Origin of the sequence: Streptomyces sp. NBC_00016, from assembly GCF_045040885.1 — a bacterium.
Lineage (GTDB): Bacteria > Actinomycetota > Actinomycetes > Streptomycetales > Streptomycetaceae > Streptomyces > Streptomyces coriariae.
Genome location: NZ_CP108304.1, coordinates 6,243,591 through 6,256,516, shown reverse-complemented (window position 1 = coordinate 6,256,516; position 12,926 = coordinate 6,243,591). Strand labels below are relative to the sequence as shown.

Genomic DNA, 12,926 nt, shown 5'->3' with positions numbered 1-12,926 from the left:
TGGAGAAGCGGGACAGATCCGGGTTGCTCACTGGGTCACTCCGTACAGGGCGAGCAGGTTCTTCATCCGTTCCTCGGCCAGCTTGGGGTCGGGGAACAGGCCCAGGCCGTCGGCGAGTTCGTAGGCGCGGGCGAAGTGCGGGAGGGAACGGGCCGACTGGAGGCCGCCGACCATCGTGAAGTGCGACTGGTGGCCGGCCAGCCAGGCCAGGAACACCACGCCCGTCTTGTAGAAGCGGGTGGGGGTCCGGAACAGGTGGCGGGACAACTCGACGGTGGGGTCGAGGAGTTCGCGGAAGCCGGCCGTGTTCCCCGTGTCGAGGACCCGGACCGCCTCCGCCGCCAGCGGGCCCAGCGGGTCGAAGATGCCGAGGAGGGCGTGGCTGAAGCCCTTCTCGTCGCCCGCGATCAGCTCGGGGTAGTTGAAGTCGTCGCCCGTGTAGCAGCGCACGCCCTGCGGCAGCCTGCGGCGGATGTCGATCTCCCGCCCGGCGTCCAGCAGCGAGACCTTGATGCCCTCGACCTTGTCGGGGTGGGCGGCGACGACCTCCAGGAAGGTGTCCGTCGCCGCGTCCAGGTCCGACGAGCCCCAGTAGCCCTCCAGCGCCGGGTCGAACATCGGGCCCAGCCAGTGCAGGACCACCGGCTCCGAGGACTGGCGCAGGAGGTGACCGTAGACGTCGAGGTAGTCCTCGGGGCCCGCCGCGGCCGCCGCGAGGGCACGGGACGCCATCAGGATGGCCCGGGCGCCGGAGGCCTCGACGAGGGCGAGCTGCTCCTCGTAGGCCGCGCGGACCTCGGCGAGGTCCGCCGGGCCGGTGAGCTGGTCGGTGCCGACGCCGCAGGCGATGAGACCGCCCACGGACTTCGCCTCTGCGGCGGACCGGCGGATCAGCTCGGCCGCGCCCGCCCAGTCCAGGCCCATGCCGCGCTGGGCGGTGTCCATCGCCTCGGCGACGCCGAGCCCGTGGGACCACAGATGGCGGCGGAAGGCGAGGGTGGCGTCCCAGTCGATCGCGGCGGGCGAGTCGGGCGTGGTGTCCGCGAACGGGTCCGCGACGACGTGCGCCGCCGAGAAGACCGTACGGGAGGTGAAGGGCGCCCCGGTGGTGAGCGCGAGGGGCTCGGTGCGGGGCTCGTAGGTCCGCAGGGCCCCGTCGGCGCCGGGAAGCTGGATCGTCACAGCGTGACCTCCGGGACGTCCAGACGCAGGCCCTGCGAGGAGGACTTCAGGCCCAGTTCGGCGAGCTGGACGCCACGGGCGCCGGCCAGCAGGTCCCAGTGGTAGGGGGCGTCGGCGTAGACGTGCTTGAGGAACAACTCCCACTGGGCCTTGAAGCCGTTGTCGAACTCGCCGTTGTCGGGGACCTCCTGCCACTGGTCGCGGAAGACCTCGGTGGCGGGGATGTCCGGGTTCCAGACGGGCTTGGGGGTCGCGCTGCGGTGCTGGACACGGCAGTTGCGCAGACCGGCGACCGCCGAGCCCTCCGTGCCGTCGACCTGGAACTCCACGAGCTCGTCGCGGTTGACCCGGACCGCCCAGGAGGAGTTGATCTGGGCGATGGCGCCGCCGTCGAGTTCGAAGATGCCGTAGGCGGCGTCGTCGGCCGTGGCGTCGTAGGGCTTGCCGTTCTCGTCCCAGCGCTGCGGGATGTGGGTGGTGGCGATGGCCTGGACGGACTTCACCCGGCCGAACAGCTCGTGCAGGACGTACTCCCAGTGCGGGAACATGTCGACGACGATGCCGCCGCCGTCCTCGGCGCGGTAGTTCCAGGACGGTCGCTGGGCGGCCTGCCAGTCGCCCTCGAAGACCCAGTAGCCGAACTCGCCGCGGATGGAGAGGATCCGGCCGAAGAAGCCGCCGTCGATGAGGCGCTTGAGCTTCAGCAGACCCGGCAGGAACAGCTTGTCCTGGACGACGCCGTGCTTGATGCCCGCGGCGGTGGCGAGGCGGGCGAGTTCGAGGGCGCCGTCGAGGCCGGTGGCCGTCGGCTTCTCGGTGTAGATGTGCTTGCCGGCGGCGATCGCCTTCTTGATGGCCTCCTCGCGCGCGGAGGTGACCTGGGCGTCGAAGTAGATGTCGACGGTGGGGTCGGCGAGGACCTCGTCGACGTCCGTCGAGACGTGCTCCAGGCCGTGCCGCTCGGCGAGCGCCCGCAGGGCGTGCTCGCGGCGGCCGACGAGGATCGGTTCCGGCCACAGCACGGTGCCGTCGCCGAGGTCGAGCCCGCCCTGCTCGCGCAGGGCCAGGATGGAGCGGACGAGGTGCTGGCGGTAGCCCATGCGCCCCGTCACGCCGTTCATGGCGATACGCACCGTCTTGCGTGTCACGTCGGTCCCTTCGTAGGCGTAGTACGCGGTTGTGCGCGCCGCGTACGCCTCTTCCTGATCAGCGTGACAGCAAGCGCTTTCTATACAAGGAGAAGCTAGCCTCTGACCAGCGGTCCGGACAAGACCGTGTCCATCTCGAGTTGTTCGAGGGGGCGAACAGCGGGGGTCCTGGGCCGTAAGGTCTGCTCGACACGCCCGGAACCAAGCCCTCGAGGCAGCTGTCTACCAGGGCGTACGACGACGTACGACGAGATGCGTGACCGGAGGACAGACGAAATGACGGTGACCCTGGCGGACGTGGCGGCCCGCGCGCAGGTCTCGCCCGCGACGGTGTCGCGCGTGCTGAACGGGAACTACCCCGTCGCCGCTACCACCAGGGAGCGGGTGCTGCGGGCGGTCGACGAGCTGGACTACGTACTGAACGGGCCGGCGAGCGCACTCGCCGCGGCGACGTCCGACCTGGTCGGCATTCTGGTGAACGACATCGCGGACCCCTTCTTCGGGATCATGGCGAGTGCGATCCAGTCGGAGATCGGGGGACCGGGCGGGCGGGCCGGCGGCGAACGGCTCGCGGTGGTCTGCAACACCGGGGGCTCGCCGGAGCGCGAGCTGACCTACCTGACGCTCCTTCAGCGGCAGCGGGCCGCGGCCGTGGTGCTGACCGGCGGAGCCATGGAGAACGAGCCGCACGCGGCGGCGGTGGCGGCGAAACTGCGCCGACTCGGCGAGGCCGGGACACGGATCGTGCTGTGCGGTCGACCGCCGGCCCCGGAGACCGCGGCGATCGCGCTGACCTTCGACAACCGCGGGGGCGGGCGGGAACTGACCGAGCATCTGATCGGGCTCGGGCACCGGCGGCTCGGCTACATCGCGGGCCCGGAGGAGCGGACGACCACCCGGCACCGGCTGGAGGGCCACCGGGCGGCGCTGGCCGCGGCCGGCATCGAGGAGGACCCCCGCTGGACCGTGCACGGACGGTACGACCGCCGGGCCGGCTACGAGGCGACGCTGGAACTGCTGCGCCGGGACCCCTCCCTGACGGCGGTCGTCGCCGCCAACGACTCCGTCGCCCTGGGCGCCTGCGCGGCGCTGCGCGACTCCGGTCTGCGGATCCCGGACGACGTCTCGGTCGCCGGCTTCGACGACCTCCCCTTCAGCATCGACGTGGTGCCCTCCCTCACGACGGTACGGCTGCCGCTGGCCGAGGCGGGGGCGCGGGCGGGACGCATCGCCATGGGCCGCGAGGAACCGCCGCCCGGCGGGATCGCCACGGTACGGGGCGAGTTGATGGTGCGGGGGTCCTCCGGAGCGCCGCGGGAGTGAGGCTGCCCCTCGCGCACGACCGGACCGAGCTGATCGAGGTCGTCCGGATCGGCGATCCCGCCAGGCACCTCACCTCGCGGGATCTGGCCGGTGACGTCGTCGAGGTCTGGGCAGGGGAGGAGGTACGGCAGCTCCTGCGCCTGGTCGGCGAGCTCCCGGACAGCCCGAAATACCGCTGCTTCCTCCCCGGCTGGGGCATCCGCGCCTACGACGACACCGACCCCGAGCCGCTCTTCGAGATCGCGTTCTGCTTCCGGTGCAACGGAGCCCGGCTCTGGGGGCGCGACGTCACGCAGGAGCAGCGGCACCAGGACTTCGAAGCGGAGAGCACGGCCGGACGGGAGCTGCTGCGCCGGTTCCGCGCCTGTGCCCCCGGGTGAGGCGTCGGCGGCCTCCACTGGACCCGAACCCCGTACCGGGGTGACAGTGGTGACCATGAAGCTCGCCTTCTCCACCCTCGGTGTTCCCGGTGTTCCCCTGCCCGAGGTGCTGCGGCTCGCGGTCGCGCACGGGTATCACGGCGTGGAGCTGCGCGCCCATCCGGAGGAACCGGTTCATCCGGGGCTGAGTCCGGACGAACGGTCCGACGCCGCCGCCGCGTTCAAGGCGGCGGGCGTCGAGATCCTGGGGCTCGCGGGCTACCCGCGGGTCGCCGCGCCGGGCGACGACGAGCTCGTGATCGAGGAGATCCGCAGGCTCGTCGACCTCGCCCACGACCTCGGGGCGCCCTTCGTCCGGGTCTTTCCCGGCGGCGAGGACGAGCACGCCGACGCCATCGCCGCCCGGCGGCTCGGCACGGCCGCCGAGTACGCCGCCGACCTCGGCGTACGCATCCTGCTGGAGACCCACGACTCGCACCGCACCGGCGCGGACGCCATCCGTGTGCTCGGCCTGGTCGGGCATCGGCAGGTCGGTGCGCTGTGGGACGTCATGCACACCTGGCTGGGCGGCGAGCAGCCGCAGGAGACCTACGCGGCGCTCTCGCCGTACCTCGGATACGTGCAGGTCAAGGACATCGCCTCGGCCGAGGACAGCACCCCGCTGGCCCTCGGCGCCGGGGTGCTGCCGCTCGCCGACTGCGTCGAGGTCCTGACCCGGCACGGCTGGGACGGATGGCTGTGCTGGGAGTACGAGCGGCGCTGGTACGAGAACGCCGAGCCACTGCCCGGACTGCTGAACGCCGGGCGCGAACATCTCGCCCGCCTGCTGAACGACTCCGCGTGAGAACGAGGCGTTCGGGCTGAGGCCCGGCAGGGCGTTCGGGCTGATCCCCGGCAAGGCGTGCGCCGGGCGTCGGGCAGGGTGCGCGGCCCGTGTCCGGCCCACATCCGGCGGGACGTACGGCCCGGCCTGTGGCCTGGCGCCGAGCAAGACCTGCGGCCCGGCCGTCCGGCAGGTGCGCGGATCCGGCGTGCGTACGGTCTGGCGGCGAGGTCGGCAGTCGGCCCGGCGCCCCGCAGGGCGTGTGGGGCCGGGTAATCGAGTGGCACCTCGGGTGGGGTGCGGGTTAGCCTCCGCGCCGTGTATCAGCAGCCAGCGGCGTGCGGCGCCGTCGTCGTGTCATGAGTCTTCTGTCCAGGGCCCTGGTCGACGTTCGTCCTCTGCGTTCCTCTCCCGTCTTCCGGCGGCTGCTGATCGGGCGCACGGTGTCCACGCTCGGCAGCTTCATGACCATGGTCACCGTCATGTACCAGGTCTGGGACACGACCCACAGCTCGGTCTGGAGCGGTGCGGTCGGGCTGGCGCAGGCGCTGCCGATGATCGGCGTCGGGCTGTTCGCGGGTGCCTGGGTGGACCGGGCCGACCGGCGGCGCGCGTATCTCCTGAGCACCGTCGGCTCGGCGGTCTGTTCCGTCCTGCTGGCCGTGCAGGGCTTCACCGGGCAGGTGCCGGTGGCCGTCGTGCTGGCCCTGGTGGCGGTGCAGTCGTCGTTCGGGGCGATCGGCGCGCCCGCGGCGGGCGTGTTCCTGCCCCGGCTGCTGCCCAAGGACCAGGTGGCCGCCGGTCTCGCCCTGAACCAGGTCACCGGCCAGGCGATGATGCTGCTCGGCCCGGCCGTCGCCGGTGTCGTGCTCGGCTGGTGGGGCGTCGGCGTCTGCTACCTGGTGGACGCCCTCACCTTCGGCATGGCCTTCTACGGCGCCTACGGACTGCCCGCGCTGCCGCCCGAGGGCGAGAAGTCCCGCCCCGGTGTCCAGGGCGTGCTGGACGGCCTGCGCTTCCTGACCGGTCACCGGGCGGTGCGCGGCGCGCTGCTGGTCGACCTGGCCGCCACCGTGCTGGCGATGCCGGCCAGTCTGTTCCCGCTCGTCAACGAGGAACGCTTCGGCGGCGACCCGCGCACGCTCGGTCTGTTCCTGTCCGCGCTCGCCGTGGGAGGGGTGGCGGCGACCGCCCTCTCCGGACCGGTCACCCGGCTCGCCCGCCCCGGCCCGGTGATGCTCTGCTCCGCGGGCGTCTGGGGCACGGCCCTCGCCCTCTTCGGCCTGACGACCAGCGCCTGGGCGGGCCTGGGGATGCTGGCGGTGGCCGGTGCCGCGGACTCGGTGGCGGTGCTGTCCCGGGCCACGATCGTGCAGACCCGCACCCCGGACGCCCTGCTGGGCCGGGTGACGGCGGCCGAGGCGATCGTCGGCCAGGCGGGGCCCAACCTCGGCAACCTGCGCGGCGGTGTGGTGGCCGGCTGGACCTCGGGCACGACCGCGCTGATCACCGGCGGCCTGCTGTGCCTGGCGGCGGTCACCGCGGTGGGGACGACGACCGAGGAGCTGCGGGGCGGCCGCGCGGCCGGCGCCGATCCGCAGGCCCCGGGGCCGCAGGCCCTCACGCCCGCCACGCCACCGGTCACCCCACCGGTCACGGCACCGCCGGCCGCCGCGCCGCCCGCTACCGCACCCTGAGCTTCGCCTCCCCGTCCAGGCACCACTCCAGCACCGACGGCCAGGAGCCGTAACCGGCGTCCAGGTCGAGGTGGGCGGCGCCCGGGAGGAGTTCGGCGGTCAGGCCCAGCAAGTCGCCGTAGGCCGCCTGCAGGCCTTCCGGGAGGTAGGGATCGTCGTCCCCGGCGACGAGCCGGGTGGGGTGCGGGAGCGGGCGGCCGTCGAGCCGCCCGAGGAGGTTCCCGGTGAGCCGGAACCCCTCGACCTCCGGATACCGCGCGAGGACCGAGCCGGACGGCGGAGCCACCAGCAGCACCCGGTCGACGCCCGCGAGTCCCGGCAGGTCGCGGGCGACGGCGTGCAGCCAGAGGAGGACCGAGAGGCTGTGGGCGACGACCACCCGCTCGGAGCCGGCGGCGAGCCCGTCGAGGTGGCGGGCGAGCTCGGTCAGCCACACCTCCAGGTCGGGGTCGTCCGGGTCGGGCAGCTGCGGGTGGACGACCTCGTGGCCGAGCTCGGTGAGTCGGTCCGCGAGCCAGTGCTGCCAATGGTCCTCGGGACGGTGGTTCTGCCAGCCGTGGAGGATGAGACAGGAGCGCGTGGTCATGGGTCCGATGATTTCCGATCCCGTCACGCAAGGTCCAGTTAATCTTTTCCGGTGGAACCCGTAAGCCAGCCCTTAATCCAGCCGTCGAGCCGGCCCGCGAGTCAGCCGCCGGGCCGGCCTCTGGACGCGGCCTTCTCCGTCGACCTGCGCCGCCTGACCGTCCTGCGCGAGCTGGAGCGCCGGGGCAGCCTCGCGCGGACGGCCGAGGCCCTGCATCTCACGCCCTCGGCGGTCTCCCAGCAGCTCGCCGCCCTCGCCCGTGAGCTGGGCGTGCCGCTCACGGAACGGGACGGCAGAGGCGTACGCCTCACCGGTCAGGCCCGGGTCCTGCTCGCGCACGCCGAGGTCATCGCCGCCCAACTGGAGCGGGCCCGCGCCGACCTGGCGGCGTACGGGGAGGGCGGGCGGGGCTCGGTCACCGTCGGCTGTTTCTCCAGCGGCATCCTGGGGCTGCTGCCGGCCGCGCTGCGGGCGTTGCGCAACCGGCTTCCGCATCTGCGCGTGGACGTCGTGGAGGCGGAGCCGCCGGATCTGTTCACCGCGCTCGACGGCGGGCAGGTCGACGTGGCCGTCGCCGTCGACTTCGCGGCCGCTCCCCCGCACACCGACCGGCGTTACACCCGCGAGGACCTGCTGACGGACGTCCTGGACCTCGCCCTCCCGCCCGACCACCCCCTCGCGGAGCGCGCCGAGGTGCCGTTGCGGGAGCTGGCCACGGACGTCTGGATCGTCGGCAACGCCCTCAGCTGCTGCGGGGCGGTGACCCGTTCGGTGTGCGCGGCGGCCGGGTTCACGCCCGACATCCGGCACGACGTGAACGACTGGGCCGCACTGGCGGGTCTGGTCGAGGCCGGGCAGGGGGTGGCGCTGGTGCCCCGGCTGGTGCGGTCGCTGTACACCCACCGGGAACTGGTGCTGCGCCCGGCGCACGGCGAGCCGCCGTCCCGGAACGTCTTCGTCGCCGTACGGGCCGGGGCGGAGCGGGATCCGGTGGTCGCGGCGGTGCGGGAGGAACTGCGTAAGGCTGCCGCCCGCCCACCGGCATGACCCCGGGGGTCTTGTGCCAGGTCCCGGGGGTCTTGTGCCAGGTCCCGGGGGTCTTGTGCCAGGTCCCGAGGGTCTTGTGCCAGGTCCCGGGGTCTTGTGTCAGGTGACGACGGCGATGACGACCAGCGTCACCCAGATCACGGCCACCGCGGCCCCCCGGGCCAGGGCCACCCGGTCGAGGACGCCGCCCAGCCGACCGGTGCGGCCGGCCGGCAGGGCGCGCAGCGCCCGGCTGAGCAGCAGCGACGCACCGGCCACGGAGGCCAGCAGGAGGAGGGGGCCTTGACGGGGAAGGTCCGGGTCCCAGGGCTCCCGCGCCTGGTTCTCCAGGTACAGGAGCATGGCGAGGGCGTACCAGAGGAGCACGCTGCCGGCCGTGACGACGGTTTCCAGGGCCGAGGACAGCACCTCCCCGGGCCGGACGAACCGCCGTGCCGCGTTCCTGGCGGCGCTCACCGCGCGCGCGACGGGAATCCCGCCACCCGTTCCACCAGCCGCCGCTCGCACCGGGGCCATTCCTCCGCCGTGATGGAGAAGATCGCGGAGTCGCGCAGGCGGTCGTCCTCCCCCGGCGCCCAGGAGCGGGACCAGTTGCGCAGGACGCCCTCGAAGCGGGCGCCGACGCTCGCGATGGCGGCGCGGGAGCGGGTGTTGCGGGCGTCCGTCTTCAGGTCCACCCGGGACACGCCCCACTGCGTGAAGGCGTGCCGGAAGAGGAGGAGCTTGGCCTCGGCGTTGATGCCGGTGCCCTGGGCGGAACCGGCCAGCCAGGTGAAACCGACCTCGACGGCGTCCAGTTGCTCGTCGCTCCGCCAGGAACGCGGTTCCCAGTACGAGGTCGCGCCGACCGCCCGGCCGGAGGCGAGGGAGATCTGGGCGTAGGGCGCGAGTCTGCCGGTCGCCGCGCGGGCGAGCTGGGCGTCGACGTAGTCACCGACCTCGTGCGCCCTCGGCACCCAGGTGAAGTCGTACGTCTGCCGGTTCTCCTCCGCCGCCACCGCCAGCTCGGCCGTGTGCCGTTGCTCCAGCGGCTCCAGGCGCACCAGCGCGCCTTCGAGGACCGGTCCCTCCAGCTTGAAACTCACCCGTCGCTGTCCTTCCGCAGTACCTTCGCCAGTTCCGCGAACGCCTCGTGGAATCCGGGGAAAGTCTTGCGGACACAGCCGGGGTCGTCGAACGAGATTCCGGGGACGCGCAGTCCGGCCACCGCGAAGGACATGACGATGCGGTGGTCGCCGTAGGTCTTGATGTCGGCGCCCGTGAGGGAACCGCCCGCACGAGAACCGGCCGCGCCGGGCCTGATCTCGATCCAGTCGGGGCCGGTCGCCACCTCGGCGCCCAGCCGCCGGAGGTTCTCCGCGCACGCCTCCAGGCGGTCGCACTCCTTCACCCGCGTGTTCGCCACGTCCTCGATGCGTACGGGCCCGGAGGCGAAGGGGGCGATCGCGGCGAGGGTCGGCATGGTGTCGGAGATGTCCCGCATATTGACCGTGACGCCGTGGAGTTCACCGGTACCGGACACGGTCGTACGGTCCGCGCCGACGTCCACCCGGGCGCCCATCCGCCGCAGTACGTCCACGAATCCCAGGTCACCCTGGAGCGCGCGCTCGCCGAGGCCCGGCACGGTCACCTCGCCGCCGGTCAGCGCGGCAGCCGCGAAGAAGTAGCTCGCGGTGGAGGCGTCGGGTTCGATCGCGTAGGTCGTGGCCCGGTAGCCGCCCGGCGGGACGACGTACGTGTTCCCCTCGCGCCCCACCTCCACCCCGAACGCCCGCATCATCGCGATCGTGATCTCGACGTACGGCACCGAGACCAGGTCGGTGACCGTGATGCGCAGGCCGGTGCGGGTGAGCGGGCCGAGCAGGAGGAGGGCGGTCAGGTACTGGGAGGACTGGCCGGCGTCCAGCACCACGTCCCCGCCCTCGACGCCGGACGCCCGCACGGTCAGCGGGTGGTGGCCCTCCGCCTCCTCGTGCCGCAGGTCCACGCCCAGGTCGCGCAGGGCGCGGGTGAGCGGGAGGAGGGGGCGGCGGCGCATCTGCGGGGAGGCGTCGAAGCGGTACGTGCCGTGGCCGGCGGCGACGAGGGTCGGCAGGAAGCGTGCCGTGGTCGCGCCGTCCCGGCAGTAGACGTCGGCCTCGGCGAGCGCCGGGCCCTGCGGGCGGCCGTCGACCTGCCAGGCGTCCGGCGTCCGTCCTACCCGGTAGCCGAGCCGGGTCAGGCCCTCGGCGAACCCCTCGGTGTCGTCGGAACGAAGGGGGCGCTGGAGGGTGGTGACGCCGTCGGCTGCCGCCGCCAGGAACAGGGCGCGGGCGGTGAGGGACTTGGAACCGGGGATGTCGACGAGGGCCATGCCCCTCATGATCCCGCGCCGGTCCGCTCCGGCGCCGGTACGTCCACGGGATGGACGGAGGTCCAGGCGGTTTCCTCCGGTTGAACAACAGGTGGAACAGCGGGCTGGTCGGCGGGTTGGGCATGGGCATGGTCGGCGGGTTGAGCAACAGGTTGAGCAGGGGCCTGGTCGGCGGGTTGAGCGGCAGGTTGCACAGCCGATGGGGCAGCCGGTGGGACGGCAGACGGGACGGCAGACGGGACGGCAGACGGGACGGCAGACGGGACGGCAGACGGGGCGGCCGGTGCGAGCGAGGTGAGTGCCACCCCGCCCACCAGCAGCGCCGCCGCGCACCAGCGCAGGCCGCTCACCGGCTCGCCGAGGAACAGGGCGGCCGACGTCATGCCGAAGACCGGGACCAGGAGGGAGAAGGGGGCCACCGTGGACGCCGGGTGTCGGTGCAGCAGCCAGCCCCAGGCGCCGAAGCCGAAGACCGTGGTGACCCAGGCGACATAGCCGAGCGTGCCGGCACCCTGCCAGTCCAGCGCGCGCAGCGCGGCCAGGTCCCGCGACGGGCCCTCGGTCAGCAGGGAGAGGGCGAGCAGGGGCAGCACCGGGACCGTGCTCACCCACACCATGAAGTTCAGCGGGTCCGGCGGGGAGGCCTTGCGGGTGAGGACGTTCGACGCGCCCCAGCAGGCCGCCGCCGCGATGACCAGCGCGAACGCGCCGAGCGAACCGGAGGCGCCCTCGTCGGCCGCGGCCACCCCGATCCCGGCGAGGGCCACGGCCATGCCCAGCAGCCGGACCCGGGTCGGGCGTTCGCCGAGCACCGCGAACGCGATGACGGCCGTGAACACCGACTGGATCTGGAGGACCAGCGACGACAGGCCGGCCGGCATGCCCGCGTCCATGCCGACGAACAGCAGCCCGAACTTCGCCACCCCCAGCACCAGACCCACCGCCACGATCCACTTCCAGGCCACCTTCGGGCGGCCCACGAAGAACACCGCGGGCAGTGCCGCCACCAGGAAACGCAGGGCCGAGAAGAGCAGCGGCGGGAAGTGACCGAGGCCGATCTCGACGACGGTGAAGTTCACACCCCAGACGGCGGCGACGAGGACGGCGAGGGCGAGGTGAGTGGGGCGCATGCGCCGAGGATCATCCGCCCGGACCGTGAAGCACCAGCGATGATTGCTGCATGGTGGGATGAAGGAACGCTACCGATTGGACCCACGGTGCTCGATCTCCAGCGACTGCGCGCCCTGCACGCCGTCTCCGTCCACGGCACCGTGGGCGCCGCGGCCGCCGCCCTCGGCTACACCCCGTCGGCGGTCTCCCAGCAGATCACCAAGCTGGAACGGGAGACCCGGACGGTCCTGCTGGAACGGGCGGGGCGCGGCATCCGGCTCACCGACGAGGCGCTTCAACTCGCCGCCACGGCGAAGGAGTTGCTGGCGATCGTCGAGCGGGCCGAGACCGGGCTCGAGGAGCGGCGCGGGGTGCCGGCCGGGCGGCTGACCATCGCCGCGTTCGCCTCGGCGGCGCGCGGACTGCTGCCGTCCGTCCTCGCCGACCTGGCCCGTCGGCACCCGGCCCTGGACGCCCGGCTCACCGAGGTCGACCCGCACCTGTCCGTGGACCTGGTGGCGAAGGGGGCCGTCGACCTCGCCGTCGCGCACGACTGGGACATCGTGCCGCTGCCCGCCCCGGCGGGTGTCGAGCACGCGGTGATCGGCGACGACGCGTGCGATCTGCTGGTGCCCGAGGCGCACCCCTTCGCGGGGCGGACGGGCGTACGGCGGGAGGAGCTGGGCGGCGAGCGGTGGATCTGCCAGCCGCCGGGCCGGGTCTGTCACGACTGGCTGGTGCGCACGCTGCGGGCGGCGGGGCACGAGCCCGACCTCGTCCACACGGCCGAGGAGAATCCGACCCTCGTCGCCCTGGTGGCCGCCGGTCTCGGAGTCGCGCTCATCCCCCGCCTCGGGCGCGGCCCGCTGCCGGCCGGCGTCGTGGAGGTCCCGCTCGACCCGACGCCCGTACGCCGGCTGTACGCACTGTGGCGCACGGGGGCGGCCCGGCGTCCGGCGATCGCGGAGGCGGTACGGGTACTGCGGGAGGAGTGGCCAAGGGCGTCGGCGCACTGACCAACGCGGGCCCACCGGCCCACGGGTCATCGGCCCCGGCTCCGCGCACCGGCGCCCGAGCCGCATGGTCGTACCCGGCGTGACCACGCACCGGACCGTCGGCGCCCGGCAACCACCCGCCGGACGGTCCCGCCCCCGACGGTCCGGCGGCAACGGTCCCGGCTCGGGCGGCCGTCCCATCGGTCCCTCCTGCCGCGCCCGTACCGACTTCCGTGAAACGGGGTGCGACCGGGAACCCTGCTCGAACTCCACTCGTCCAAC

13 protein-coding genes are annotated in these 12,926 nt (G+C 73.3%); 6 read left to right on the top strand and 7 right to left on the bottom strand.

The window, feature by feature from the left end; genetic code table 11:
• Positions 1-27: 27 nt before the first annotated feature.
• Both OG933_RS27760 and OG933_RS27755 read right to left on the bottom strand, forming a co-directional pair.
• The gene (locus tag OG933_RS27760) at positions 28-1,182 is read right to left on the bottom strand and encodes a dihydrodipicolinate synthase family protein (protein ID WP_405629340.1); all 1,155 of its coding nucleotides are present in this window, start codon (positions 1,180-1,182) and stop codon (positions 28-30) included.
• Entirely contained in the window at positions 1,179-2,330 is a 1,152-nt protein-coding gene (locus OG933_RS27755) for a Gfo/Idh/MocA family oxidoreductase (protein ID WP_362525477.1), read from the bottom strand. The genes OG933_RS27760 and OG933_RS27755 overlap by 4 nt, the downstream gene beginning before the upstream one ends.
• Positions 2,331-2,606: 276 nt before the next feature.
• Here OG933_RS27755 and OG933_RS27750 point away from each other — a divergent pair, with 276 nt between their 5' ends.
• From OG933_RS27750 to OG933_RS27735, 4 genes are all read left to right on the top strand, one after another.
• Positions 2,607-3,653: a LacI family DNA-binding transcriptional regulator gene (locus OG933_RS27750; protein WP_054240106.1), complete on the top strand. Its 1,047-nt coding sequence runs from the start codon at positions 2,607-2,609 to the stop codon at positions 3,651-3,653.
• The gene (locus OG933_RS27745) at positions 3,650-4,033 is read left to right on the top strand and encodes a hypothetical protein (protein ID WP_405629339.1); all 384 of its coding nucleotides are present in this window, start codon (positions 3,650-3,652) and stop codon (positions 4,031-4,033) included. Before OG933_RS27750 ends, OG933_RS27745 begins: the two co-directional genes overlap by 4 nt.
• Before the next feature lie 55 nt (positions 4,034-4,088).
• A complete protein-coding gene (locus tag OG933_RS27740; protein WP_362525483.1) occupies positions 4,089-4,877 on the top strand; it encodes a sugar phosphate isomerase/epimerase family protein in 789 nt (262 codons plus the stop codon).
• Positions 4,878-5,215: 338 nt separating this feature from the next.
• Entirely contained in the window at positions 5,216-6,553 is a 1,338-nt protein-coding gene (locus tag OG933_RS27735) for an MFS transporter (protein WP_405629337.1), read from the top strand.
• On the opposite strand, the gene OG933_RS27730 is transcribed toward OG933_RS27735, so the two are convergent.
• A complete protein-coding gene (locus OG933_RS27730) occupies positions 6,540-7,139 on the bottom strand; it encodes an alpha/beta hydrolase (protein WP_362525488.1) in 600 nt (199 codons plus the stop codon). The genes OG933_RS27735 and OG933_RS27730 overlap by 14 nt on opposite strands.
• A gap of 51 nt (positions 7,140-7,190) precedes the next feature.
• Here OG933_RS27730 and OG933_RS27725 point away from each other — a divergent pair, with 51 nt between their 5' ends.
• Positions 7,191-8,186: a LysR family transcriptional regulator gene (locus OG933_RS27725; protein ID WP_405629335.1), complete on the top strand. Its 996-nt coding sequence runs from the start codon at positions 7,191-7,193 to the stop codon at positions 8,184-8,186.
• A 99-nt stretch (positions 8,187-8,285) separates the two neighbouring features.
• On the opposite strand, the gene OG933_RS27720 is transcribed toward OG933_RS27725, so the two are convergent.
• From OG933_RS27720 to OG933_RS27705, 4 genes are read right to left on the bottom strand one after another with little or no spacing between them, the layout of a single operon-like run.
• Complete coding sequence (locus OG933_RS27720; protein ID WP_405629334.1) at positions 8,286-8,642, bottom strand: hypothetical protein; 357 nt, start codon at positions 8,640-8,642, stop codon at positions 8,286-8,288.
• Complete coding sequence (locus OG933_RS27715) at positions 8,639-9,271, bottom strand: GNAT family protein (protein ID WP_362525494.1); 633 nt, start codon at positions 9,269-9,271, stop codon at positions 8,639-8,641. The genes OG933_RS27720 and OG933_RS27715 overlap by 4 nt, the downstream gene beginning before the upstream one ends.
• A complete protein-coding gene (gene aroA, locus OG933_RS27710) occupies positions 9,268-10,539 on the bottom strand; it encodes a 3-phosphoshikimate 1-carboxyvinyltransferase (protein WP_405629333.1) in 1,272 nt (423 codons plus the stop codon). Before aroA ends, OG933_RS27715 begins: the two co-directional genes overlap by 4 nt.
• Positions 10,540-10,544: 5 nt before the next feature.
• Positions 10,545-11,669: an EamA family transporter gene (locus tag OG933_RS27705; RefSeq protein WP_405629331.1), complete on the bottom strand. Its 1,125-nt coding sequence runs from the start codon at positions 11,667-11,669 to the stop codon at positions 10,545-10,547.
• A gap of 87 nt (positions 11,670-11,756) precedes the next feature.
• On the opposite strand from OG933_RS27705, the gene OG933_RS27700 reads away from it, so the two are divergent.
• Positions 11,757-12,665: a LysR family transcriptional regulator gene (locus OG933_RS27700; RefSeq protein ID WP_362525500.1), complete on the top strand. Its 909-nt coding sequence runs from the start codon at positions 11,757-11,759 to the stop codon at positions 12,663-12,665.
• The last annotated feature ends 261 nt before the right edge of the window (positions 12,666-12,926 follow it).